Genomic DNA, 23,850 nt, shown 5'->3' on the forward strand with positions numbered 1-23,850 from the left:
CGCGCCTAGCGCCGGGTCTCTTCGTGGACGAACTCGGTGAGGCGCGTGAGCATGTCGGGGTCGGTGTTGGGCAGCACACCGTGCCCGAGGTTGAAGATGTGGCCCTCGGCGGCCCGGCCGCGGTCGAGCACGCTGCGGGCGCGCTCCTCGACCGCCTCCCACGGGGCGAACAGGGTCGCGGGGTCGAGGTTGCCCTGGAGCGCCGTGCCCGGCTGGACCCGCTGGGCCGCCTTGTCGAGCGGCACCCGCCAGTCGACGCCGACGACATCGGCGCCGGCCTCGCTGAGCAGGCTGAGCAGCTCACCGGTGCCGACACCGAAGTGGATGCGCGGCACCTCGCGGTCGGCGAGGGCCGCGAAGATCGACGCGGAGTACGGCAGCACGTTGTCGCGGTAGTCCTCGGCGCTCAGCGCGCCCGCCCAGGAGTCGAACAGCTGCACCGCGCTGGCGCCGGCGTCGATCTGGACCTTGAGGAAGCCGAGGGTGATGGCCGACAGGCGCCGCATCAGCTCGGCCCAGGTCTCGGGCTCGCCGTACATGAGCGCCTTGGTGCGCTCGTGGTTCTTGGACGGCCCGCCCTCGATGAGGTACGACGCGAGGGTGAACGGGCCGCCGGCGAAGCCGATGAGCGGCCGGCCGTCGAGCTCCTCGACCAGGCGCCCCACGGCCTCGGACACGAAGCCGACGTCGTCGGGTTCGATGTCGCGCAGCCGTTTCACACCGCTGTCGTCGCGGATGGGCTCGGCGACGACCGGGCCGACACCCGTGCGGATGTCGAGGTCGATGCCGATGGCCTTCAGCGGCACCACGATGTCGCTGAAGTAGATGGCGGCGTCGACGTCGTGCCGGCGCACCGGCTGCATCGTGATCTCGACGATCATGTCGGGGCGCGCGCACGCCTCGAGCATCGGGACGTCGGCGCGGACGCGTCGGTATTCGGGCAGGGAGCGGCCCGCCTGGCGCATGAACCAGACCGGAGTGTGGTCCACCGGGAGCCGGCGGCAGGCGCGGAGGAATGGAGAGTCGTGCAGCGTCACATTCCGATCGTGCCATGCCCGGAGGGGGCGGCGCGCCCGGTAGGGGTGTCGGCGGTGCGCGGCGGCGACATCCCAAGATCATCACAAAACGCCGACACGCCGGAAAAGCTCCCCGGCGCGGGCCCGCCGGCGTGCCACGGTCGGTGGTGTTCGACCGCCGCGTGCCATCCCCCGCAGCAAGGTGGCACCGACGGCACTGTCCAGCAGACGATTAAGGCTGACCTCACCATCATGCCCCCTCTCGGTAGGGTCGACGACGCCCCGCCCGCCTTTCAGCGCGCGGTCGAGAGCCTGCGGTCCCAGGCCGTACGGCCTGAGGTCGTGGTCGAAGACATCCCAGCGCCGCAGCGCCTTGCCCCGCACTCGGTCGCCATGACGGCGACGGTCCACGCGCCCGACCGCGGCGGCGCGGACGACGACGACGCTGCCTTCGGCCGGCTGATCGTGCTGTACGACCCCGACGACACCCGCGACTGGCCGGGACCGTTCCGGGTGGTCGCCTACGTGAGCGCCGACCTGGAACCGGAGATCTCGATCGACCCGCTGCTCGGCCGGGTGGCGTGGAGCTGGCTGACCGACGCGCTGGCCGACCGCGGCGCGGGGCACCACACGCTGAGCGGGACCGTCACCCGCGCGACGACCGAGGGCTTCGCCGCGAAGTCGGAACAGCCCACGACCACGGAGTTGGAGCTCCGCGCCTCTTGGACCCCCACCGGGGACGACCTGGCCGCGCACATGGCCGTGTGGGTGGACCTGCTCGCGTCCGCCGGCGGGCTGCCGCCGGTGGACGTCACCGACATCAGCCGCCGTTCGCGCTCCGAGAGCTGAGCCGCGGGGCGGGCCCGCCGCCGCGGAACATCCCGCCGGTGCCGGCGCCCCGATGCTCTCGGGCGGCTGCCGCTCTGTCGCGGCGCAGGTCAGGCCGGTATCGGGTGACCCCGTCGGCAGGACGGCCGACAGGACCGCATAACGTGGTGGTGTGGCGAACGTGCTGAACCCAAGAACCGGCGACTCCGATCCCGCACCGACGCAGGACACCGCCGACGATGCCGAGCAGGCACCCCTGCTGCGGGAACCCCGCGACGGCGTGCCGCCCGTCGTCGCCGATCCCGCCGCCCTCGCCGAGGCGGTCGACGCGTTCGCCGCGGGTTCCGGCCCCGTGGCCGTCGACGCCGAGCGCGCCTCCGGCTACCGCTACGGGCAGCGCGCCTACCTCGTGCAACTGCGGCGCGACGGCGCCGGGTCCGCGCTCATCGACCCCATCGCCTGCCCGGACCTCGGGTCCCTCTCCGCCGTGCTCGACGGCGCCGAGATGGTGCTGCACGCCGCCCACCAGGACCTGCCGTGCCTCAGCGAGGTGCATCTGCGCCCCGCCACGCTGTTCGACACCGAGCTCGCCGGGCGGCTGCTCGGCTACCAGCGGGTCGGCCTCGGTTCGATGGTCGAGCGGGTCCTCGGCGTGCGGCTCGCCAAGGAGCACTCGGCCGTCGACTGGTCGGTGCGGCCGCTGCCGCACGACTGGCTGAGCTACGCGGCGCTCGACGTCGAGATCCTCGTCGAGCTGCGCGACCGCCTCGAATCCGAGCTGGCCGAGGCCGGGAAGCTGGAGTGGGCGCGCGAGGAGTTCGCCGGCGTCCTCGCCGCCCCGCCGAAGGAGCCGCGGACCGACCCGTGGCGGCGCACCTCGGGGATCCACCGGGTGCGCAACCAGCGGGCGCTCGGCGTGGTCAGGGAGCTGTGGAACGAGCGCGACCGCATCGCCAGGGAGCGCGACATCTCCCCCGGCCGGGTGCTGCCCGACGCCGCGATCGTCGACGCCGCGCTCGCCATGCCGCGCAGCCAGGCCGACCTCGTCGCCATCAAGCAGTTCGGGGTCCGGCTGGCCCGCCGCTACGTGCCCACGTGGCTGAAGTCGGTCGACCGCGCGCGCGAGCTCAGCTCGGCCGAGCTGCCGCAGCCGAGCGCGCCCGGCGACGGCCCGCCGCCCGCCAACCGGTGGGCCGACCGCGATCCCGCCGCGGCCAAGCGCCTCGACGCCGCGCGCTCGGCGGTCGGCGGTGTCGCCGAACGGGTGGTCATGCCCACCGAGAACCTCCTGCAACCCGACACCGTGCGCCGGTTGGCGTGGTCGCCGCCGAGCCCCGTCTCGGCCGACACCGTCGCCGCGCACCTCCGGGAGCACCACGCCCGCGAATGGCAGGTCGGCCTGACGGCCGAGATCCTCGCCGAGGCGCTGCGCGGCGCGGCGGGCGCGAAATAACGGACTGCAATCCGGACATTGGGCGACATATAACCCAATCAGCGCCACAGGTGACGCAATTCACCCATGGCCGGACCGTGTCGGCGGCTGTACGCCACCCCGAACCCGGACTAAGTTATCCAATTGTGTTGTTGTTGCGGCGATGCCGTGCACCCCGCCCCTCCGCTCCGCGGCCGGGGGCGGTCGCGCGGCCGCGGCAACCGGTTCGGCGGAACGGTCGGGAAGGGTGAGTACGGTGTCGGTCTGGCGGTCCCTGCTGCGGAAGAGCGGGTTCCCGACCTCCCCCATCGACACCCGGCTCGTCGCGGAGCGCGCGCAGACGTCCGGCGACACCCCGGGTGAGCGCGCCGCCCGGCTCGAACAGACCCTGCACGAGTACGTCGACACCCTCGGCACCGCCCACCCGCGCAGCATCGCGGCCCGCAACAACCTCGCGAGCAAGTACGCGCAGATCGGCCGCAGGTCCTCCGCCGTCGCCCAGTTCGAGCAGGCGCTCGCCGACGCCGTCCCCGCGCTCGGCGAGGAGCACCCGCAGACCGACGTCATCCGCGAGAACCTCGCGCTGAGCTACGAGGACACCGGGCGCTACGCCGACGCCGCGTCGCTCTGGGAGGTGCTGCTCACCCAGCGCCAGAACCGGCTCGGCGCGGGCGCCGACGAGACCGTCGCCGCGCGCACCCGGCTCGCCGACTGCTACCGCCGCACGGGCAGCTCCGACGCCGCCATCGTGCACTACGAGCGCGCCATCGAGGACGCCACCGGCGCCACCCCGCAGAGCCTCGACAAGCTGCGCCTCGGCCTCGCCAAGGCCCTCGGGGCCGCCGGCCGGCACGACGACGCGGCGCCGCAGCTGCGCATGGTCCTGGCGCAGCGCACCCGGCGGCTGGGCAGCAAGCACCACGACACACTCGCCGTGCTGCACCGGCTCGCCCTCGCCTACCGCAAGGCGGGCCGCGACCTCGAAGCCGTCGAGCACCTCCGCACCGCCTACCGCCGCTGCCTGAGCGCCGCCGGCGACCCGGAGGTCCGGCTGCTCACCATGCGGGTCCGCCGCGACCTCGCCGGCGCCCTGCGCGCCATCGGCAGCGAGAAGGAGGCCGCGGCGCTGTTCTGAGCCCCGCTCAGGCGGGCCCGCTCAGGCGGGCCGACTCAGGCGTCGGCGGTCAGGAACTGCGATGCGGCGAGGTCGCTGTACAGCTCGTCGGCCGCCACCAGCTCGGCGTGGGTACCCACCGCGCGCACGGCTCCGGCGTCCAGGACGACGATCCGGTCGGCTCTGACCACCGTCGACAGCCGGTGCGCCACGACCATGACGCTGGTCTCGCGCGCCGCGTCGAGCATGACCTGCTTGAGCGCCGCCTCGTTGGCGGCGTCGAGCTGCGAGGTCGCCTCGTCCATCAGGAGCAGCCGGGGCCGCCGGAGCAGGGCGCGCGCGATGGCGACCCGCTGCCGCTCGCCGCCGGAGATCGTGGTCCCGCGGTGCCCGACCAGGCTGTCGACGCCGTCGGGGAGCCGCTCCGTGAGGTCGCCCAGCCGGGCCCGGCGCACCACCTCTGCGATCGCGTCGTCGTCGGCGTCCGGCGCGCCCAGCAGCAGGTTCTCGCGCAGGGTGCCGTCGAGAACGGGGGCGTCCTGTTCGACGTAGGCGATGGCGGACCGCAGCGCCGCGAGCGGCCAGTCGCGCACGTCGGCGCCGTCGACCAGCACGCGGCCGGACGTGGCGTCGTAGAAGCGCTCCAGCAGCGAGAACACGGTGGTCTTGCCGGCACCCGACGGGCCGACGAGCGCGGTCAGGCCGCCCGCAGGCGCCTCGAAGGTGACGCCGCGGTGCACCGGCGGCAGGTCGGGTGTGTAGCGAAACCCGACGCCGTCGAACGCCACCGACACCGGGCCGCCGCCGCGCGGCGCGGCGCCGTTGCCTGCGACGGCCCTCCGGGCGGCCGCGGCGGCGCCCGACCCGTCCGCGTCCCTGTCCCCGTTCTCGCCCCCGTGCGCTTCCTTGCCCTCGTGGGCGTCGGTGTCCGCGTCGGTGTCCGCGTCCTCGGTGTGTTCGCGCCGCAGGGTGCCGACCTCGTCGATGCGGTGGATGGCGGCGAGCCCGCCCTGGACCTCGGTCGCCGCCTGCACGAGGCCGCTGATCGGCTCGATGAGGTAGAAGAGCAGCAGCAGGAACGCGATCAGCGACGAGATCTCCAGCGAATCCGCCGCCACCCGCGCCCCGCCCACGCCGAGCACGGTGAGGAACGCGAGGTTCACGGCGAGCCCCGCGACCGAGCCCGACAGGGCGGTCCACCCGGCGACGTCCACGCCCTTGCGCCAGGCCGTCAGCGCCGCGGCGTCGAGCCTGCGGGTCTCGGCCGCCTCGGCGCCGTTGGCCTTGACGGTGCGGAACGCGCCGAAGGCCCGCTCCAGCAGCGACCCCATTTCGCCGATCGCGGCCTGGCCGGCGATGGTCGCGCGGTTGATCCGCGGCATGACCACGCCCATCACGACGGCGAGGCCGAGCAGCACGGCGATCGTGACGCCGAACAGCACGAGGTCCATGACCGCCATGAGCACGAGGCCGCCGAGGAGCAGCAGCGACGCGCTGACGGCCTGGCTGATGCTGCTGGTCGCGACGGAGCGGAGCAGGGTGGTGTCGGCCGTGACCCGCGAGACGAGGTCGCCGGGCTTCAACCGGTCGACCTCGGCCACGCGCAGCCGCAGCAGCCGCGCGACGAGCTGGGAGCGTGCCGCCAGCACGATGCTCTGCGCCGTGCGTTCCAGCACGTACATCCCGATGGCAGTGAGCACGGCCCCGCCGACGACCAGGGCGCCCAGGAGCAGGAGGGGGCGGGTCAGGGACGCGCCGTCGGACAGCGCGTCGATGACGAGCTTGGCGACCAGAGGCTGGGCGAGCCCGGTGAGGCCGCCGGCGAAGGTGAGCACCCCGCCGAAGACGAGGACGCCGGTGTGCGGGCGGGCGTATTCGAGCAGGCGCCGCAAGGGAGCCTTGGCGTGCTCCTCGGCGGGCGGTGTCGGCTGTTCTGCCGCCGTGACCGATGCCGTCAACGGTGTCACCTCGTTCGTGGTCGGTGTTCCTGCCCGGTGTTCCCGGCCGGTGTTCCCGGCCGGTGTTCCCGGCCGGTGTTCCTGATCGCTGTTTCCGGCCGGTGCCGCCGCGCGTGCGGCGGCACCGGCCGGGGCCGCGGGTCCGGGCGGCCCTGCTTGCGGACCGCCGTCCGAAGGTCAATACACGTTGACCCATACCGGTTCGTTTTGTCAATATAAATTGACGCCTCCGGCGGCCCCGGCGCGCCGCCGCGGTCGCCTCCAGTTTCGGCCACCGTCCTGACAAAGCCCCGACACACCGCTGACATCCCGCGCCCGCGCGGGCGCTCGACCCCGCCCCCTCCGGCGCGGCGGCCCCCGCGGGCCGGGCGCGGGGGCCGCGGTGCCGACGTGCGTCCCGGGGCCCGCGAACCGGGGCGGTACCGGCTCGCATCCTTAGTTACTCGTGAGTAGTATGGAGGCGTCCGGACCACCCGGTGCCCGCCGATCCCACCGTCCCGGCACCGGCCCACCGGGCCCCACATCCGCTGGAGCTAAGGAGAGGCGATCGTGCCGCGAACCGCCCGCGATGTCGTGTTCGTCGATGGGGCAAGAACCCCGTTCGGCAAATCCGGCAAGGGCCTCTATGCCGAGACCCGCGCCGATGACCTGGTCGTCCGGGTCATCCGGGAACTCATCCGGCGCAATCCGGGCCTCCCGCCCGAACGCATCGACGAGGTGGCCATCGCCGCCACCACCCAGATCGGCGACCAGGGCCTGACCATCGGGCGCAGCGCCGCTCTCCTCGCAGGGCTGCCCCGCAGCGTCCCCGGCTTCGCCATCGACCGGATGTGCGCCGGCGCGCTCACCGCCGTCACCACCACCGCCGCCGGGATCTCCTTCGGCGCCTACGACGTCGTCATCGCGGGCGGCGTCGAGCACATGGGCCGCCACCCCATGGGCGAGGGCGTCGACCCCAACCCGCGCTTCCTCTCCGAGAAGCTGGTCGACCCCGAAGCGCTCGTCATGGGCAACACCGCCGAGAACCTGCACGACCGCTTCCCCTCCCTCACCAAGGAGCGCGCCGACGCCTACGCGGTGCGCAGCCAGGAGAAGACCGCCAAGGCCTACGCCGACGGCAAGATCCAGCAGGACCTCGTGGAGACCCTGGTCCGCTCCGCCGAACTCGGCTTCGGCCTCGCCAGCGCCGACGAGCCCCCGCGGCCCGACACCTCCATGGCGACCCTCGCCGGGCTGAAGACCCCGTTCCGCGCCCACGGCCGGGTCACCCCCGGCAACGCCGCCGGGCTCAACGACGGCGCCACCGGCGCCATCATGGCCGCCGAGGACACCGCGGCCGAACTGGGCCTCGACGCCAGGATGCGGCTGGTCGACTTCTCCTTCGCGGGGGTCGAGCCCGAGGTCATGGGCGTCGGACCCGTCCCGGCCACGGAGCGGCTGCTCGCCCGCCAGGGCATGGGCATCGACGACATCGGCCTGATCGAGATCAACGAGGCGTTCGCTGTCCAGGTCCTCGCGTTCCTGGAGCACTTCGGCATCGCCGACGACGACTCCCGCGTCAACCCGTGGGGCGGCGCCATCGCCGTCGGGCACCCGCTGGCGTCCTCGGGCGTGCGGCTCATGATGCAGCTCGCGCGGCAGTTCGCCGAGCGGCCCGACGTCCGCTACGGCCTCACCACGATGTGCGTCGGCATGGGCATGGGCGGGACCGTGCTGTGGGAGAACGTCAACTACAAGGGGGACAAGTGAGCAGCCCGATCACGGCAGCGCGGGAGCTCTTCGGCGACGAGGTCGTCACCCGCGCCATCAGCCGCGACGTCGAACTCCCCTACGGCGCCGGCACGGCCGTCCTCATCACCCTCGACAACGGCCACGACCACACCAAGCCCAACACCTTCGGCCCCAGCGGACTGCTCGCCCTGGGCGAGGCGATCGACGCCGCAACGGCGCGCGACGACATCGCGGCGATCGCCATCACCGGCAAGCCGTTCATCTTCGCCGTCGGCGCCGACCTCAACGGCGTCCCCCGGATCGAGGACCGCGACCAGGCGCTCGCCATCGGCAGGCTCGGGCACGACGTGTTCCGCAAGCTCGGCGAGTCCGACATCCCCACCTTCGCGCTCGTCAACGGCGCGGCCATGGGCGGCGGCGTGGAACTGGCGCTGCACTGCCGCTACCGCACGGTCTCCACCGGGGTCCCGGCGTTCGCGCTGCCCGAGGCGTTCCTCGGCCTCGTGCCCGGGTGGGGCGGCACCTACCTGCTGCCGCACCTCATCGGCGCCGAGCAGGCGCTCAAGCTCATCATCGACAACCCCTTGGCGCAGAACCGCATGATCAAGGGGCCCAAGGTCCGCGAGATGGGCATCGCCGACGCCTCCTTCGAACCGGCCGACTTCGTCGAGGAGTCGCTGCGCTGGGCCGCGAAGGTCGTCAAGGGCGACATCGAGGTGCGGCGCCCCGAGGTCGACCGCGGCGATGCGTGGGACCGCGCCGTCGACACCGCGCGGTTCGTCCTCGAGGGCAAGCTGCACGGCGCGGCGCCCGCCCCGGTGCGGGCGCTCGACCTGGTCGCCGCCGCCAAGAACCGCACCCGCGACGAAGGCTTCGCCGCCGAGGACGAGGCGCTCGCCGACCTCATCATGAGCGACGAGCTCAAGGCCGGCCTCTACGCCTTCGACCTGAACCAGAAGCGCGCCAAGCGCCCCGCCGGCGCGCCCGACAAGTCCCTCGCCCGCAAGGTCACCAAGGTCGGCGTCGTCGGCGCCGGGCTGATGGCCGGCCAGCTCGCGCTGCTGTTCGCCCGCCGCCTCAACGTCCCGGTCGTCATGACCGACCTCGACGCCGAGCGCCTCGACAAGGGCGTCGGCTACGTCCACGGCGAGATCGACACCCTGCTCGCCAAGGGCCGCGTCACCCCCGACAAGGCGAACCGGCTCAAGGGCCTGGTCACGGGGTCGCTGACCAAGGAGGCGTTCGCCGACGCCGACTTCGTCATCGAGGCGGTCTTCGAGGAGATGAAGATCAAGCAGCAGGTGTTCGCCGAGGTCGAGGCGTACGTCTCCGCCGAGGCGGTCCTCGCGACGAACACCTCCTCGCTGTCGGTCTCGGAGATGGCGGGCGGGCTGAAGCACCCCGAGCGGGTCGTCGGCTTCCACTTCTTCAACCCGGTCGCGGTCCTGCCGCTGCTGGAGATCATCCGCGGCGAGCAGACCGACGACGCCGCGCTCGCGACGGCGTTCGCGGTCTCCAAGGGCCTGAAGAAGACCTCGGTGCTGGTGAAGGACGCCCCGGCGTTCGTCGTGAACCGGCTGCTCACCCTGTTCATGGGCGAGGTGCTCGCCGCCGTCGAGGAGGGCACCGAGCCCGAGACGGCCGACCGCGCCGTGGCCCCCCTCGGGCTGCCCATGCCGCCGCTGCTCCTGCTCCAGCTCGTCGGGCCGGCCGTGGCGCTGCACGTGTCGGAGACCCTGCACGCCGCGTTCCCCGACCGGTTCGCGGTGTCCGAGCAGCACCGGAAGCTGGTCGAGGCGGGCAAGACCGCGATCTACGGGCCCGACTTCACGATCGACCCCGAGGTCAAGGCGCTGTTCACCGGCGGCGACCGGCCGTCGGAGGAGGCCGCGATCCTCGACCGGGCGCTGCGCGCACTGGCCCGCGAGATCCGGCTGATGCTCGACGAAGGCGTCGTCGCCGAGGCGGCCGACATCGACCTGTGCCTCATCACCGGCGCCGGCTGGCCGTTCCACCTGGGCGGGATCACGCCCTACCTCGACCGCACCGGCATCGCCGAACAGGTCAACGGGTCCCGCTTCCACCCGAACGGCCCCAAGGCGGTCTGACCGCCCCCGCACCACCACGCGGCCCGCAATCCCCACCCGGGATCGCGGGCCGCGTGTCCCGCCCCTGCCGAACCGCGCTCCAGCGCGGCGGCCCTCGCCCCTACGACCCGCGGGATTCCAGGAGGCGGAGCCAGATCTCGCTGACCGTGGGGTAGGACGGCACCGCGTGCCACAGGGTCTCCATGGGCACCTTGCCGACCACGGCGATCGTCGCGGCGTGCACCAGTTCGGCGGTCTCGGGGCCGACGAAGGTGGCGCCCACCAGGACGTCGGTCGCGCGGTCGATGACCAGCTTCGCGCGGCCCTTGTAGTCGTCGCGCAGCAGCGCGGAGCCCGCCAGCGCGGCGAGGTCCAGTTCGACGGTCTCGACGTCGGTGCCCGCCTCGCGCGCCGCCGCCTCGGTCAGGCCGACCGACGCCACCTGCGGGTCGGTGAACGCCACCTGCGGCACCTGGGCGTGGTCGGCCGACGCGCGGAACCTCGGGCCGTCGACGGCGCGCCCCTCGGCGCGGGCCGCGATCACCGAGCCGCACACCCGGGCCTGGTACTTGCCCATGTGGGTGAGCAGCGCGCGGCCGTTCACGTCGCCCACGGCGTACAGCCACTCCCCCGCGACCCCGCGCACACCGAGGTGGTCCTCGACGTCGACGTAGCCGCCCTCCGCAAGGCCCACCGCGCCAAGCCCCAGATCCCCGGTACTCGGGGTGCGGCCGGCCGCCACGACCAGTTCGTCGGCGGTGATCCCGGTACCCGCGGCCGTGACGTGCACGGCGCCGCCGTGCACCCGGCCTTCGCCGGTGTCCTTCGGGTCGTCGCGGCGCACCGACTCCAGTGAGGTCCCGGTCAGGACCCGCACCCCCAGCTCGGCGAACCGGTCGGCGACCAGGCGCCCCGCGAACGGCTCGCTCTTCGACAGCAGGCCCGGCCCGCGTTCGAGGACCGTGACCTCCTCGGCGCCCAGCCCGCGCAGCCACAGTGCCGACTCGCAGGCCACCACGCCGCCGCCCAGGACGACGACGCGGCGCGGCACCTCGTGCAGGTTCGTGACGTCGCGCGAGGTCCAGGGCAGGGCGGCGCGCAGACCGTCCACGGGAGGGACCGCCGCTGTGGTGCCGGTGGCGATGACCACGGCGTGGCGGGCGCGCAGCACTCGTACGGAGCCGTCGGGCCCGGTCACCTCCACGGCCCGTTCGCCGACCAGGCGGCCGTGTCCGCGCAGCACGTCGATCCCGATGCCCTTGGCCCAGGCCACCTGCGACGCGTCGTCGTGGTTGCTGGTGAACCCGTCGCGGCGCGCCAGGACCTCGGCGACGTCGACCTCGCGGCCGGCGACGATGCCGCGCACGCCGGGCATCGCGCGGGCCGCGCCGAGCAGTTCGATGGGGCGCAGCAGCGCCTTGCTCGGCATGCACGCCCAGTAGGAGCATTCGCCGCCCACCAGCTCGTGCTCGACGATCACGGCCGAGCGCCCGGTGCCCTGGATCGCGTACTGCGCCGCGTTCTCCCCTGGCGGGCCGCCGCCGATGACCACCACGTCCCAGATGCCGTCGCCCTCGGCTGCCATGTGCCCCGCCCTTCGCGCTGTCGGTGAACCGCCGCCCGGCACCGGTGTCCGGAGCCGCCGGCTCCGCCCTACTCTTTCGCACGCGCACCCGCTGGTTCCAGTGTCCGGGCCGACGGGTTCGCGCGAGCGCCCGCACGGTCCTGGACGCGCGCGGCGCGATCGGACATCCTAGGCGAATGTCGGAGACAACTGAGGCGTTCAGGGTCGTCAACCGGTTCCACCCCACCTGGAACGGCATCTGGCTGACCGTCGGCTGCGTGGTGTTCACCGCCGTCGGGGTCGCGCTCATCCTCCGCGGGACCACCGGCGGGATCATCATCGGCGGGATGGCGGTGCTGCTGTGCGGCGGCGGGGGGCTGCTCGCCGCCACCACGCGGCTGTCGCGCCGCCCCGTACTGGAGCTCGACTCCGACGGCGTCACCGTCGTCGTGCCGTGGCCGCAGACCCGCACCGACGACCGGCGCATGCACTGGGACGAGGTCGCGGCGATCGTGGCGCACTCCCAGATCCTGCCGTTCCGCAAACGCACCGCGCGCCACGACTACATCGCGTTCGTCCCGGCGGGGGCGCCGCGCGAGGCGCCCGAGGCCACCGAGACCGACTCGCCGCCCAGCACACCGGGTGTCGAGGTGCCGTGGCGGCTGCGGTACTCCGCGCACATCCGCCCCACCTGGAGCGCCGGCGTCGACGGGATCGTGGCGGCGGCCCGCCGGTTCCGGCCGGACCTGCCGTTCGAGGACCGCCGCGGCGAACCCGCCGCGGCACCGCAGGACGAGGACGGGAAGGGCGCCTGACCGCCCCGGCGGGGGTCAGCGCACCGGTTCGCGCACGGGTTCGGCGGGCGCCGCGGGCATCTCGTCCGACTCGGTGATGCCGATCCGGTCGTGCAGGCGGCGCAGCGGGCCGGGCAGCCACCAGTTGGCGCGGCCCAGCAGCCGCATCGTCGCCGGGACCAGCAGGGCGCGCACGAGGGTGGCGTCGACGACGACCGCCAGCGCCAGGCCGACCCCCATGACCTTGAGCGAGAGCAGCCCCGAAGTGCCCATGGCGGCCAGGACCACAACGAGCAGCACAGCGGCGCTGGTGATGATGCCGCCCGTGCGTTGCAGCCCGACGGCGACGGAATGAGCGTTGTCGCCCGTCGCCAGGTACTCCTCGCGGACCCGGCTGAGCAGGAACAGCTCGTAGTCCATGGCGAGGCCGAACGCCACGATGATGATCAGGACCAGGTAGGTGGGGTCGATGGTGCCCGCCGCCTCGAACCCCAGCAGGCCGCCGAGGTGGCCCTCCTGGAAGCCCCAGATGACCACGCCCAGCGAGGCGCCCAGGGACAGCGCGCCCATGAGCACCGCCTTGACCGGCAGCACCACCGACCCGAACGCGAGGAACAGCAGCAGCAGGGTCGCGGTGACGACGAACGCCAGCACGGCGGGGACGGCGCCCACGATCCCGGCGACGTTGTCGATCTGCATGGCGGCGACCCCGCCCACGAGGACCTCGTCGGCCCCCTCGGGCGCGGCCCCGGAGCGCACATCGCGCACCAGCCCGCCGGTCGCCGGGGCGTCGGAGGCCCCCTTGTAGCCGACCACCAGGTGGGCCGCCTCGCCCTCGGCGCGCTCGACCTCCGCCATTTCGGCGCCGGGCAGCTCGGCGAGGCGGTCGGCGTAGCGTTCCAGTTCGGCGCGGTCGACGGCGCCGGTCACGACCACGTCGACCTGGCCGTAGCCGCCGGTGGGGAAGTCCTCGCGCAGCATCTCCATCGCCACGCGGTTGGGTGCCTCCGCCGGGAGGTAGCGCTCGTCGGTGGAGCCGAGCCTGCTGCCCGAGAGCGCGGCAGCCGCCGTCACCAGCACCGCGCCGACGACCAGCAGGTACAGCACAGGGCGGCGCATGACGCTGTGCGCCAGGCGCGACCAGCCGCCGATCCGGTGCGCCGCCGCGCCGGTCGCTGTGCGCCGCGGCAGGGGCAGCCGGAGGGAGTCGACGCGGCGCCCGACGACGGCGAGGAGCGCGGGCAGCATCACCAGCGCGGCGATGACGTCGAACAGGACCACGGCCATCCCGCCGAGGCCGACCGAGCGCATGATGGGCTGCGGGAAGAACAGCAGCCCCGCGAAGGAGATCATGACGGTGACGCCGGAGAACGCGACGGTCCGCCCCGCGGTGGCGACCGTGGCGGGCAGGGCGCGTTCGACGTCGCCGGTGCGCGCCAGCTCCTCCCGGAACCGGCTGACCATGAACAGGCCGTAGTCGATGGCGAGGCCCAGGCCCAGGATGGTGGCGACGTTGACGGCGAACACCGAGAGGTCGGTGACCGACGCGAGGCCCCGCAGCAGCGTGAAGGAGCCGAGGATGGCCATGCCGCCCACGGCGAGCGGCATCACCGCGGCGACGACGCCGCCGAAGATGGCGACGAGCAGCACCAGCAGGATGGGCAGCGACACCAGTTCGGCGCGGACGATGTCGTCCTCGATCTGGCTGGAGATCCCGCTCTCGACGGGCAGCGGGCCGCCGAGGTAGACGTCGAGCGGCCCGGCGTCCAGGCTGTCCTCGATCTCCTTGAAGTGCTCCATGCGCTCGGCCTTGTCCTGGCCGTGCAGGGTGAGCGGGACGTAGGTGGCGGTCATGTCCTCCGAGACGAGGACGCCGCGCTCGCGTTCGCTGAGGTCGTCGTCGAGGTAGGTCTGCACGTCCTTGACGTGCTCCTCGGGCAGCCGGTCGCGCAGTTGGCCGATCTGCGTGGCGAAGGTGGGGTTGTCGACCCGGATCTTGTCGACGCTGGTGTAGACGGCCATGACGTCCATGCCGTCGTGGCCCAGCTCGGATTCGACGATGTCGGCCGCGCGGCTGGACTCCGCCCCGGGGTCCTCGAACCCGCCGTCGGTGACGGTGGAGAAGAGGCCCGTGCCCCAGACGATCGAGAGGACGGCGAACGCCGCGGTCGCAGCGAGGACCCAGACCCGGCCGCGGTAGGTGAACCGGCCAAGGCTTGCGAACATGAAACCGCTCCTCGACATGCTGTTACCGTGAGTCGTCCGGGCCCGCTACCGGTGACCAGCGATCGCTTACACTGTTCACTGAAGCGGACGGCGTTTACCCCGTCAAGGTGATACGAGCCACACGATGGCGCATGACAGCGGAAGGTGGGCACGTGGCGCACGACCCGGCGGCGATACCCTCCGCTGACACCGCGGAGGCCCGCCTCACCCGGCGGGAGCGCGTGCGCGAGGCCACACTGCGCGAGATCAAGGGGATCGCCCGCGCGTACCTCACCGAGCACGGCACCGCCGGCGTGTCCCTCCGCGCCATCGCCCGCGAGATGGGCATGACCGCCCCCGGCCTCTACCGCTACTTCGCGAGCCTGCGCGACCTGCTCGCGTCGATGCGCGCCGACTACTTCAACGAGCTCGCCGACGCGGTCGCCGCCCCGCACGCCGCCGTCCCCGCCGACGACGTCGACGGCCGCATCCTCGCCTCGCTGCGCGCCTTCCGGCTCTGGGCCCTCGCCCACCCCGCGGAGTTCGCCCTCCTCTTCGGCCCGCCCGGGACCAGCGAGGACTCCCCGAACGAGGACGAAGCCATGTGCGCCGCCCAACGCTTCGGCGCCACCTTCTTCACCCTGTTCGACCAGCTCACCGCGCAAGGGCGGACCGTCGACACCGGCGTCGCCATACCGGACGACCTGCGCCGCCAACTGCACCTGTTCGCCGAGCGCAGCGGTGTCGGCACCACGGAACCCCCGGACGACGCGCTGCGCATCCTCGTGTCGAGCTGGGTGCGGCTGTACGGGGTGGTGTGCATGGAGGTCTTCCAGCACTACGCCTTCGTCATGGACGACATGGAGCCCCTGTTCGAGGCCGAGCTGCGCGACTTCATGGCGACGGCAGGGGTGCGCTACACCCCGCCCGCGGACTGACCGGGCCGCCGACCGACCCCGGCCGCGCTCCCCCGGCCGTTGCGTACTATTGTCCGACCGGACCCCGACCGCTCCCCTCCCCCGAGTCCCCTGCTTCCTCGACCCTCTGCCTCCTCAACCCCCTTGCTCCCCGAACACCCTGCTCTCCCGAACACCCTGCGCCGCCCGCGAAGGAACCGACCCCTTGGACGCCCCCAACGGCGGCCCGCCGCCGCGCCGCGGTGTGCCGCCCACGCCGGTGCCGCCGGTGCCGCCGGTGCCGTACACACCGCCACCGCCGCCGCCCGTCACGGGCCACGTGCTCGCCCCCGCGCCGGTACGGCGCCGTCCCTCCCTCGCCATGGGCGCCATCATCGGCGCGTCAGCGTTCATCGCCGTCATGTCGCTGCTCGCCGGGATCGCGCTGGTGTCCTACACCGTCAACGGCGCGAACGCCGACTCCGGCGAACCCGCGCTGCGCGACCTCCTGCACACCGGCACGTTCCCCGACCCGCCGCCGCTGCGCACCACGGTCTCCGACAACCCGTTCTACGCGCTGAAGGCGCCCGCGCCCATCGAGTGCGAGGTGCCCGACATCGACCCCGCCTCCAAGCGCTCCTGGGAGGCGTTCAGCGCCGAGGTCGGCCCCTGCCTCGACCGGTTGTGGGAGCCGCGCCTCGCCGACGCCGGCATGCCCTCCGACAAGCCCACGTTCAAGGTCCTCGCGGAACCCCCCGACGACTGGTCCGACGGGCCCCAGGGGCAGGGCATGACCCTGGCGTTCTACGACAGCGGCGAGCAGACCATCAACGTCCTCATGCCGAGCGTCACCGACCTCGCCGACACGCTGCCCGAGGCCGACGAAGGGGTGTGGGCCGCACTGCTCGCCCACGAGTACGGCCACCACGTGCAGAACCGCGTCGGGATCCTGGAACGCGCCTACGACAACGAGAGCGAGGCGTCGTCGCGGAAGGTGGAACTCGACTCGCTGCGCCGCACCGAACTCCAGGCCGAATGCCTGGGCGGCGTCGGCATCCGCGGATTCGGCGGGTTCGACGCCACGGCGGCGCGCACCATCAACAAGCTGCTCAACGGCGGCGGCGACCTCGAAAGCCACGGCAGCTCGCGCAACCGGCAGCACTGGTTCCTCCAGGGCTACAAGCTCGACACCATGCAGAGCTGCAACACCTACACCGCCGCCCGCCCCCTGGTGCGCTGAACCCCGCGGGGACGCCGCCCCTGCGGCCCCTGCCGCCCCTGTCGCGCCTGCCCGGGGCCCCCGCCGCGAGGGCCGCTCAGCGCCGCAGCGCGGCGTTCAACGCGTCCCAGCCGCCCAGCTTGACCCGCGCGCCGCGGTCGAGCGACCGCGCGAGGTCGGCCTCCGCGGCGTCGATGGCCAGCCAGTCCTCGTACTCCGCGACCTCCACCCCCGACTCCGCCAGCAGCGACTCCACCGGAACGGGCGCGCCCGCGCGGGCGGCGCGCAGCGCCGGGGCGTCGTCGAGCAGGCCGCGCACCGTCGCGGCGGCGTCGGACTTGTTGGTGCCGATGACGCCGGTCGGCCCCCGCTTGAGCCAGCCCGCGACGTAGTCGCCCGCGCGCACCGAGCCGTCGGCGTCCAGCACCCTCCCCTCGCTGTTCGGCACGGTCCGGGCCCCCTCGTCGAAGGGGACGCCGGGCAGCGGGACGCTGGCGTAGCCGATGGAGCGCAGGACCATGCCGACGTCGAGGACCTCCTCGGTCCCGGTCGCGACGAGGCCGCCGTCGGCGTCCAGCGCGGTGCGCTCGACCCGCAGGCCGGTGACCCGGTCCGCGCCGAGCAGCGCGGCCGGGCGGATCCAGAACCGGACGTCGATGCGGCGGTCGCGGCCCTGCGGCGCGCGGGCGGCCCACTCCCCCAGGATCTTCAGGTTGGTGCGCGCCGCGCGCGCGGCGCGCAGCAGCTCCTCGCCGTTGGGGTCGACGTCGACCTCCTCGGGGCGGACCGCGACGTCGGCGCTCGCGAGGCGGCCGAGGTCGCGGAGCTCCTTCGCCGTGAACCGGGCGTGGATGGGGCCGCGGCGGGCCAGCAGGTGCACCCGCCGCACCTTGCTGTCGGCGAGGACCCGCAGCACCGCCTGCGGGATGTCGGTGGCCCGCAGCTCGTCGGCGGTCTTGGCGAGGATGCGGACGACGTCGAGCGCGACGTTGCCCGCGCCGACCACGGCGACCTCCTCCGCGTCGAGGAGGAACCGCTCGACCTCGGAGTCGGGGTGGCCGCAGTACCAGTTCACGAAGTCGGTCGCCGCCACACTCCCGGGCAGGTCCTCACCGGGGATGCCCAGCCGGCGGTCGACGGAGGCGCCGGTGGCGTACACGACGGCGTCATAGCAGCGGGCGAGGTCGGTGCGGCCGATGTGCCTGCCGAACTCCACCCCGCCGAGGAAGCGCACCCCCGGCCGCTCCAGGACCTGGCGCAGCGTGCCCGCGATGCTCTTGATGTTCTCGTGGTCGGGGGCGACCCCGTAGCGCACCAGACCGTAGGGGGTGGGCAGCCGGTCGAGCACATCGACCCGGACGGGCTCGCGATCCTGCCTGGTCAGGGCGTCAGCCGTGTAGATGCCCGCCGGTCCGGAACCGATGACTGCCACGCACAACGGGTCAGGTGAGGTCATGGGGGCATTGTTCCGCACGGACGGCCTCAGCGGGCGGCCGGATCGTGCCGCGTCTCCGCCATTCCGCCCGCCGCCATCCCGCCCGTTACCGTCCCGCCCGTTACCGTCCCGCGCAGTTGCCCCGCCTAGTCCCCCGAGGTGCCGCCCGGCTCCGGTGCGCCGCCTGCCGCGCGCCCGGCGGCCGGGGCCGCCGCCGAAGCGGCCCGCCGGTACCTGCCGCCCCACTCCTCCAGCGCCGAACTGACCCCGCACAACTGGGCGCCGATGGGCGTCAGCGAATATTCGACCTTCGGCGGGACCTGCGCGTACGCCCGCCGCGCCACGATCCCGTCGGCTTCGAGCTCGCGGAGCTGACGGCTGAGCATGCGGTGCGTGATGCCGGGCAAGGCGCGCTGCAACGCGCCGAAGCGGCAGGCCCCGTCGAGCAGGTACTTCACGATCAGCATCTTCCACTTGCCGCCGAGGACGCTCATCGCCACCTCGACCGTGCACCATTCCGGCATGTCAGCGACTGTTTCGCGGGCCACCGCCCCCGCCTCCTCCCGCCGACCGGGCCGCCCGGCCGGTATCAGAATCGTCCCTACCGGACGAAAAAGACCGTACTTGTCCGCGTTCCGCGCGCCCCGCGAGACTTGCCGCGCACGCCACCGCAATCCGAGGGGACCCGCGTGAAACTCCTGATCATCAGCGCCAGCCCGCGCCTCGACGGCAACTCGCACCTGCTCGCCGACGCCGCGGAGAAAGGCGCCCGCGACGCCGGGCACGAGGTCGAGCACGTGGCACTGGCAGACTACGTCGACCGGATGCTCGACCACTGCCGCCTCTGCCGGCGCGACGACGGCACCTGCTCGATCACGGACGGCTACGAGGAACTGCTCTTCGACAAGATCCTGCCCGCCGACGGGGTGGTCTTCGCGATGCCGCTGTGGTTCTACGGCATGCCGGCCCGCCTCAAGACCGTGTTCGACCGCCTCTTCTGCCACACCTCCGCGGCGGCGCCCGCGCGCGGCACCGCGATCGAGGGGATCATGGGCAAGCGCGTCGGCGTGCTGATCTCCGCGGAGGAGAGCAACGTGGGCGCGACCCTCGGGGTCGTCGCCCACTTCCAGGAGATCACCCGGTACCTGAACCAGGAACTGGTGGGCGTCGTGGTGGGCGTCGGCAACACCCGGGGCGAGGTCGCGAAGGACCCGGCCGACCCGGTGGGATCGGCGGCCGGCCTCGGGCGGCGGTTCTTCACCCTGACGGCGACCGACTACCGGGTCGACACCGCACGCTCCCAGCAGGTGTGGTCCTAGAACGCGCCGCGGGCCGACCGGTCGGGGCGGTCCGGGACGGCCGCGGCGCCGGTCCTTGTGCGAGGGCGGGACTCGCGCGTGCACCCCCGGCGGGCGGTCAGGTGGCCGGCTCGTCGGCCATGGTGGAGTCGGCGACCTCCGACACGACCTCGGTGAGGCGGCGGGCGAGGTCCTGCGGGGTGAGCCCCATCTCGGCGAGGATGTCCTCGCGCTTGGCGTGATCGAGGAACTCCTGGCGCACACCGAACGTGCGGACCGGGGTGGCGAGTTCGGCGTCGCGCAGGGTGCGCGCCACGGCGTCGCCCACCCCGCCCACTCGGCCGTTGTCCTCGACCACCGCGACCACGCGGTGCCGGGCGGCCTCGCCGACGAGGGCGGGGTCGAGGGGTTTCACCCACCGCGGGTCGATCACCGTGACCCCGATGCCGTGGTCGGCCATGCGGTCGGCGACCTCGCAGCACATGTGCGCCATGGGGCCGACGGCGACGAGCAGCAGGTCGGCGGAGTTGCCGCCGTGCGGCGCGCGGCGCAGCACGTCCATGGTGCCGAGCCGGTCGACTGCGTCGATGTCGGCGCCGACCGGGGTCTTGGGGTAGCGCAGGACGGTGGGGCCGTCGTCGACCGCGACGGCCTCGCGCAGCAGCTCGCGCATCCGCGTGGCGTCGCGCGGCACCGCCAGGCCGAGGTTCGGCACCAGCTGGAGCAGGGAGAGGTCCCACATGCCGTTGTGGCTGGCGCCGTCGTCGCCGGTGATGCCGGCGCGGTCGAGGCAGAAGGTGACGCCCTGCCGGTGCAGTGCGACGTCCATCAGGATCTGGTCGAAACACCGGTTCAGGAACGTGGCGTAGACCCCGACGACGGGGTGCAGGCCGCCCATTGCCAGGCCCGCTGCCGAGGTCGCGGCGTGCTGCTCGGCGATGCCGACGTCGAAGATCCGGTCGGGGTACGCCTCGGCGAACGCCGCCAGACCGGTGGGGTGCAGCATGGCCGCGGTGATGGCGACGATGTCGGAACGCTCGGCGCCGAGCTTGACCATCTCCTCGCTGAACAGCGAGGTCCACTTCACGCCGGGCTTGCCGGCCTGCACCTCGCCGGTCGCGGCGTCGAACGCGCCCAGCGAGTGGAACTGGTCCTCCTCGTGGTTCTCGGCCGGGGGGTAGCCCTTGCCCTTCTGCGTGAGGCAGTGCACGATGACCGGCCCCGCGTAGTCGCGGGCCCGGCGCAGCGCCTTCTCGACGGCCTGCTCGTCGTGGCCGTCGATGGGGCCGAGGTACTTCAGGCCGAGGTCCTCGAACATCACCTGGGGCTGGATGGCGTCCTTGAGCCCCTTCTTGATGCCGTGCAGCGCCTCGTACAGCGGGGGGCCGACGACGGGGGCGCGGTTGATCGCGTTCTTGGCGAGGTCGAGCACCTGCTCGTACCCCTGCGACATGCGCAGGGTCGCGAGGTGGTCGGCGAGCCCGCCGATGGTCGGCGAGTAGGAGCGGCCGTTGTCGTTGACGACGACGACCAGGCGGCGGTCCTTGCCCTCGGCGATGTTGTTCAGCGCCTCCCACGCCATGCCGCCGGTGAGCGCGCCGTCGCCGATGACCGCGGCCACCGTGCTGTCCTCGCGCCCCATGAGCGCGTTGGCCTTGGCGAGGCCGTCGGCGTAGGACAGCGAGGTGGAGGCGTGCGAGTTCTCGATGAAGTCGTGCTCGGACTCCGCGCGCGACGGGTAGCCCGACAGGCCGCCCGCGCGGCGCAGCTTGGCGAAGTCCTGGCGGCCGGTGAGCATCTTGTGGACGTAGGACTGGTGCCCGGTGTCCCACAGGATGGGGTCGCGGGGGGAGTCGAAGACGCGGTGCAGCGCGATGGTGAGCTCGACAACGCCGAGGTTCGGCCCGAGGTGGCCGCCGGTGCGGGCGACCTCGGCGACCAGGAAGTCGCGGATCTCACCGGCGAGGAGCGGAATCTGGTCGGCGGCGAGCTTCTTCAGGTCGTCCGGATTCCGTACCGACTGGAGCAGCGTCACTGGTCGTCAATCCCCTTCATCCGCGCCCGGCCGGCGCCGGCGGCTCGCGCACCCGCCCCCGGGCACGCATGGTCCCGTCGAGTCTATGAGCCGACGGCGGCGGTCATCGCCCGAACCCATCTCAGCGGAACGCCGATCCATCGCGGTTTCCGCCGCCGTCGGCCTGATCCGCCCCTTTCAGCGCCTCGCGCCGCAGACGCCCCAGCTCCGCGGCGATTTCGGTCACGTTGTAATGGGCGTTCAGGCCGCTCGGGTTGGGCAGCACCCACACCGGAACCCCGCCGATCCGGGTGTCCTGCGGGCCCATGGCGGCGCGCCGGTACCCGAACGCCTGGCGGTAGGCGGTGACCCCCAGGACGGCGAGGACGCGGGGCCGGGATGCGCGCACCCGGTCCGCGAGCAGCGCACCGCCCTCGCGCAGCTCCGCCGCCGTCAGCTCGTCGGCGCGCGCGGTGGCGCGGGCGACCAGGTTCGTGATGCCCATCCCCCACTGCGGGAGGAGGTGCTGCTCGGCGGGGTCGAGCCGCCTCGGGGTGAACCCGGCGCGGTGGAGCGCCGGCCAGAACCTGTTGCCCGGCCGGGCGAAGTGCCGCCCCGTCCAACCGGAGTACAGGCCCGGGTTGATGCCGCAGAACACGACGTCGAGGCCCGGCGCGAGCACGTCGGGGATGGTGGTGCCGTGCGCGGCGGCGAGCTGCGCCTTTGTTGGTCTGGCCGTTGGTCCTGCCATGGCCCCAGGGTAGGCGCGGCTCAGAACAGCGACCGCGCGATGAGCACCGCACCGGACACCGACACCACGACCAGCAGCATCACCCGCATCGAGCCGGCGTCCACGATGCGGCGGATGGGCCGCCCGAGCAGGAATCCGGCGACCATGAACGGGAGGAGGCTCACCCCCGCGACGACCTCGCGCAGGTGGAGCTGGCCGCCGATCGCCAGCGCGGCGAGGGACGCGGCGATCCCGAGCAGGAAGTACACGCCGAGCGTCGCCCGCACCGTCGGCCCGGGCTCGTGCTGGTAGACCAGCGCCATCGGCGGGCCGCCGATGGACGTGGCCGTGCCGGTGATCCCGGAGATCACCCCCGCGGACGCCACGGTCGCCGGGGTGACCCTGATGCGCACCGCCCACACCGAGGCCGCCACGCCCACCAGCACCATGGCCCCGACCGCGAGGCCGAGGGCCCGCACCGACAGCGCCGACACCACCCACACCCCCGCGACCGTGCCCGCGAGCCGCCCGAGCATCCCCCACCCGATGCCGCGCCAGTCGGCCCTGCGCCACTCACCGGGCAGGGTGAGCAGCGGGGTCGCGGCGGTGACGATGAGCATCCCGCCCGGCATGAGACTGGGGTCGAGCAGCGCCGCCACCGGCGCCGCGACGAGCCCCACGCCGAGGCCGACGCTGCTCTGCACGACGGTGCCCAGGAGGACGGCGACACCGATCACGGCGATGATTATGGGATCGGGGATGATGGCATCGGGCACGGCCACCCACGGTATCCCGCGCCCGCCGGGCCGCAGTGGGGCGGGACACCGCGAACGGCGATGCGCCGCCGCAGCCGCCGCGGTTCAGCCCTCTGTTCGGCCCTCCGTTCAGCCCTCTCTTCCGGCCCCCTGTTCAGCCCGCGGACCCGCCGCGCTCCCCCGGGGCCGCGCGCGCCAGGTCGACCTCGGGGAGCGGCAGACCGGTCAGCTCCCAGCGCCAGAACGGGACGCTGCCGTCGACCTCGACCTCGACCGCGCCGGGCGCGGCGACCGACGGGCGGGGCGGCTCCGCCGCAACGCTGTCGGGACCGGCGCCGATGCCGTCCCTGGTCTCCCTGTCCTCCCGCGCCGGGAAGCGCAGGGCGAGCGAGCCGCCCACGTCGTTGCCCGATTCCACCGCGCGCCGCGCACCCGCCACCACGACCACCCCGTTCTCGTCCACGTCTCGCGTGCCCCGGTCGGCACGACCCGGGCGCCCCGCCCGCCGGCAGCACACCTGCCACCGGCACGGACACCTGATACACCTGACCGCCGGCGACGAACACCGGCTACCGGTGACAACACTGCGCGGCGCGCGCGTGATCCCGGTCGGAGCCGTACTAGATCTCGGTGAGAACCGTCCGCCGCGCAGGACGGCGCCCCGGAGGGCGGGGAGGGAACCCTCCGGGGCTGCGGGACCGGCCCCGCAGCGGCGGCGACGGGAGGTGCCGCCGGTGAGCGGGGCCGGCCGATGTGAGGGCCGACCGTTGTGGG

19 protein-coding genes are annotated in these 23,850 nt (G+C 73.4%); 9 read left to right on the forward strand and 10 right to left on the reverse strand.

The window, feature by feature from the left end; translation table 11 throughout:
- Positions 1 to 5: 5 nt before the first annotated feature.
- A complete protein-coding gene (gene hemE / locus CLV63_RS11335) occupies positions 6 to 1,031 on the reverse strand; it encodes a uroporphyrinogen decarboxylase (protein ID WP_106582968.1) in 1,026 nt (341 codons plus the stop codon).
- 237 nt (positions 1,032 to 1,268) lie between these two features.
- On the opposite strand from hemE, the gene CLV63_RS11340 reads away from it, so the two are divergent.
- The 3 genes from CLV63_RS11340 to CLV63_RS11350 all read left to right on the forward strand — a co-directional run bounded on the left by CLV63_RS11340 (position 1,269) and on the right by CLV63_RS11350 (position 4,411).
- Positions 1,269 to 1,865, forward strand: a complete 597-nt coding sequence (locus tag CLV63_RS11340; protein WP_106582907.1) for a DUF3000 domain-containing protein — start codon at positions 1,269 to 1,271, stop codon at positions 1,863 to 1,865.
- Between the two features lie 151 nt (positions 1,866 to 2,016).
- Positions 2,017 to 3,297 (forward strand): ribonuclease D, encoded by a 1,281-nt coding sequence (locus tag CLV63_RS11345; protein ID WP_106582908.1) that lies wholly within the window; start codon positions 2,017 to 2,019, stop codon positions 3,295 to 3,297.
- A 235-nt stretch (positions 3,298 to 3,532) separates the two neighbouring features.
- Positions 3,533 to 4,411, forward strand: a complete 879-nt coding sequence (locus CLV63_RS11350; RefSeq protein WP_394339759.1) for a tetratricopeptide repeat protein — start codon at positions 3,533 to 3,535, stop codon at positions 4,409 to 4,411.
- A 35-nt stretch (positions 4,412 to 4,446) separates the two neighbouring features.
- Here CLV63_RS11350 and CLV63_RS11355 read toward each other — a convergent pair whose 3' ends face one another.
- Positions 4,447 to 6,348, reverse strand: a complete 1,902-nt coding sequence (locus CLV63_RS11355; RefSeq protein WP_106582910.1) for an ABC transporter ATP-binding protein — start codon at positions 6,346 to 6,348, stop codon at positions 4,447 to 4,449.
- Between the two features lie 549 nt (positions 6,349 to 6,897).
- Here CLV63_RS11355 and CLV63_RS11360 point away from each other — a divergent pair.
- Positions 6,898 to 8,097 carry a thiolase family protein gene (locus CLV63_RS11360; protein ID WP_106582911.1) on the forward strand — a complete coding sequence of 400 codons (1,200 nt, stop codon included), beginning with the start codon at positions 6,898 to 6,900 and terminating at the stop codon, positions 8,095 to 8,097.
- On the forward strand, positions 8,094 to 10,187 hold the full coding sequence (locus CLV63_RS11365) for a 3-hydroxyacyl-CoA dehydrogenase NAD-binding domain-containing protein (RefSeq protein WP_106582912.1): 2,094 nt from the start codon (positions 8,094 to 8,096) through the stop codon (positions 10,185 to 10,187). The genes CLV63_RS11360 and CLV63_RS11365 overlap by 4 nt, the downstream gene beginning before the upstream one ends.
- Before the next feature lie 100 nt (positions 10,188 to 10,287).
- Here the strand turns inward: CLV63_RS11365 and CLV63_RS11370 are convergent, their stop codons facing one another.
- Positions 10,288 to 11,751, reverse strand: a complete 1,464-nt coding sequence (locus CLV63_RS11370) for a dihydrolipoyl dehydrogenase family protein (protein WP_106582913.1) — start codon at positions 11,749 to 11,751, stop codon at positions 10,288 to 10,290.
- A 176-nt stretch (positions 11,752 to 11,927) separates the two neighbouring features.
- Between CLV63_RS11370 and CLV63_RS11375 the strand changes: the two genes are divergently transcribed.
- Complete coding sequence (locus CLV63_RS11375; RefSeq protein WP_106582914.1) at positions 11,928 to 12,545, forward strand: STM3941 family protein; 618 nt, start codon at positions 11,928 to 11,930, stop codon at positions 12,543 to 12,545.
- A gap of 15 nt (positions 12,546 to 12,560) precedes the next feature.
- Here CLV63_RS11375 and CLV63_RS11380 read toward each other — a convergent pair whose 3' ends face one another.
- On the reverse strand, positions 12,561 to 14,750 hold the full coding sequence (locus CLV63_RS11380) for an MMPL family transporter (RefSeq protein WP_106582915.1): 2,190 nt from the start codon (positions 14,748 to 14,750) through the stop codon (positions 12,561 to 12,563).
- 152 nt (positions 14,751 to 14,902) lie between these two features.
- Between CLV63_RS11380 and CLV63_RS11385 the strand changes: the two genes are divergently transcribed.
- Both CLV63_RS11385 and CLV63_RS11390 read left to right on the forward strand, forming a co-directional pair.
- Positions 14,903 to 15,667: a TetR/AcrR family transcriptional regulator gene (locus tag CLV63_RS11385; RefSeq protein WP_245928732.1), complete on the forward strand. Its 765-nt coding sequence runs from the start codon at positions 14,903 to 14,905 to the stop codon at positions 15,665 to 15,667.
- A 184-nt stretch (positions 15,668 to 15,851) separates the two neighbouring features.
- Positions 15,852 to 16,865, forward strand: coding sequence for a neutral zinc metallopeptidase (locus tag CLV63_RS11390; RefSeq protein ID WP_106582917.1), 1,014 nt, complete (start codon positions 15,852 to 15,854; stop codon positions 16,863 to 16,865).
- A 76-nt stretch (positions 16,866 to 16,941) separates the two neighbouring features.
- On the opposite strand, the gene CLV63_RS11395 is transcribed toward CLV63_RS11390, so the two are convergent.
- Both CLV63_RS11395 and CLV63_RS11400 read right to left on the reverse strand, forming a co-directional pair.
- Positions 16,942 to 18,300 carry an FAD-dependent oxidoreductase gene (locus CLV63_RS11395; RefSeq protein WP_106582918.1) on the reverse strand — a complete coding sequence of 453 codons (1,359 nt, stop codon included), beginning with the start codon at positions 18,298 to 18,300 and terminating at the stop codon, positions 16,942 to 16,944.
- Positions 18,301 to 18,425: 125 nt separating this feature from the next.
- Positions 18,426 to 18,803, reverse strand: coding sequence for a winged helix-turn-helix transcriptional regulator (locus CLV63_RS11400; protein WP_106582919.1), 378 nt, complete (start codon positions 18,801 to 18,803; stop codon positions 18,426 to 18,428).
- Positions 18,804 to 18,968: 165 nt separating this feature from the next.
- On the opposite strand from CLV63_RS11400, the gene CLV63_RS11405 reads away from it, so the two are divergent.
- Positions 18,969 to 19,598: a flavodoxin family protein gene (locus CLV63_RS11405; protein WP_106582920.1), complete on the forward strand. Its 630-nt coding sequence runs from the start codon at positions 18,969 to 18,971 to the stop codon at positions 19,596 to 19,598.
- 97 nt (positions 19,599 to 19,695) lie between these two features.
- Here CLV63_RS11405 and dxs read toward each other — a convergent pair whose 3' ends face one another.
- From dxs to CLV63_RS11425, 4 genes are all read right to left on the reverse strand, one after another.
- Complete coding sequence (dxs, locus tag CLV63_RS11410) at positions 19,696 to 21,612, reverse strand: 1-deoxy-D-xylulose-5-phosphate synthase (protein WP_106582921.1); 1,917 nt, start codon at positions 21,610 to 21,612, stop codon at positions 19,696 to 19,698.
- A gap of 121 nt (positions 21,613 to 21,733) precedes the next feature.
- On the reverse strand, positions 21,734 to 22,342 hold the full coding sequence (gene mug, locus CLV63_RS11415; RefSeq protein ID WP_106582922.1) for a G/U mismatch-specific DNA glycosylase: 609 nt from the start codon (positions 22,340 to 22,342) through the stop codon (positions 21,734 to 21,736).
- A gap of 20 nt (positions 22,343 to 22,362) precedes the next feature.
- Positions 22,363 to 23,103, reverse strand: a complete 741-nt coding sequence (locus CLV63_RS11420; RefSeq protein WP_394339760.1) for a sulfite exporter TauE/SafE family protein — start codon at positions 23,101 to 23,103, stop codon at positions 22,363 to 22,365.
- Between the two features lie 127 nt (positions 23,104 to 23,230).
- A complete protein-coding gene (locus CLV63_RS11425) occupies positions 23,231 to 23,539 on the reverse strand; it encodes a hypothetical protein (protein WP_106582923.1) in 309 nt (102 codons plus the stop codon).
- Between the last annotated feature and the right edge of the window lie 311 nt (positions 23,540 to 23,850).

Origin of the sequence: Murinocardiopsis flavida (assembly GCF_003014485.1) — a bacterium.
In the GTDB taxonomy this organism is placed as follows: domain Bacteria; phylum Actinomycetota; class Actinomycetes; order Streptosporangiales; family Streptosporangiaceae; genus Murinocardiopsis; species Murinocardiopsis flavida.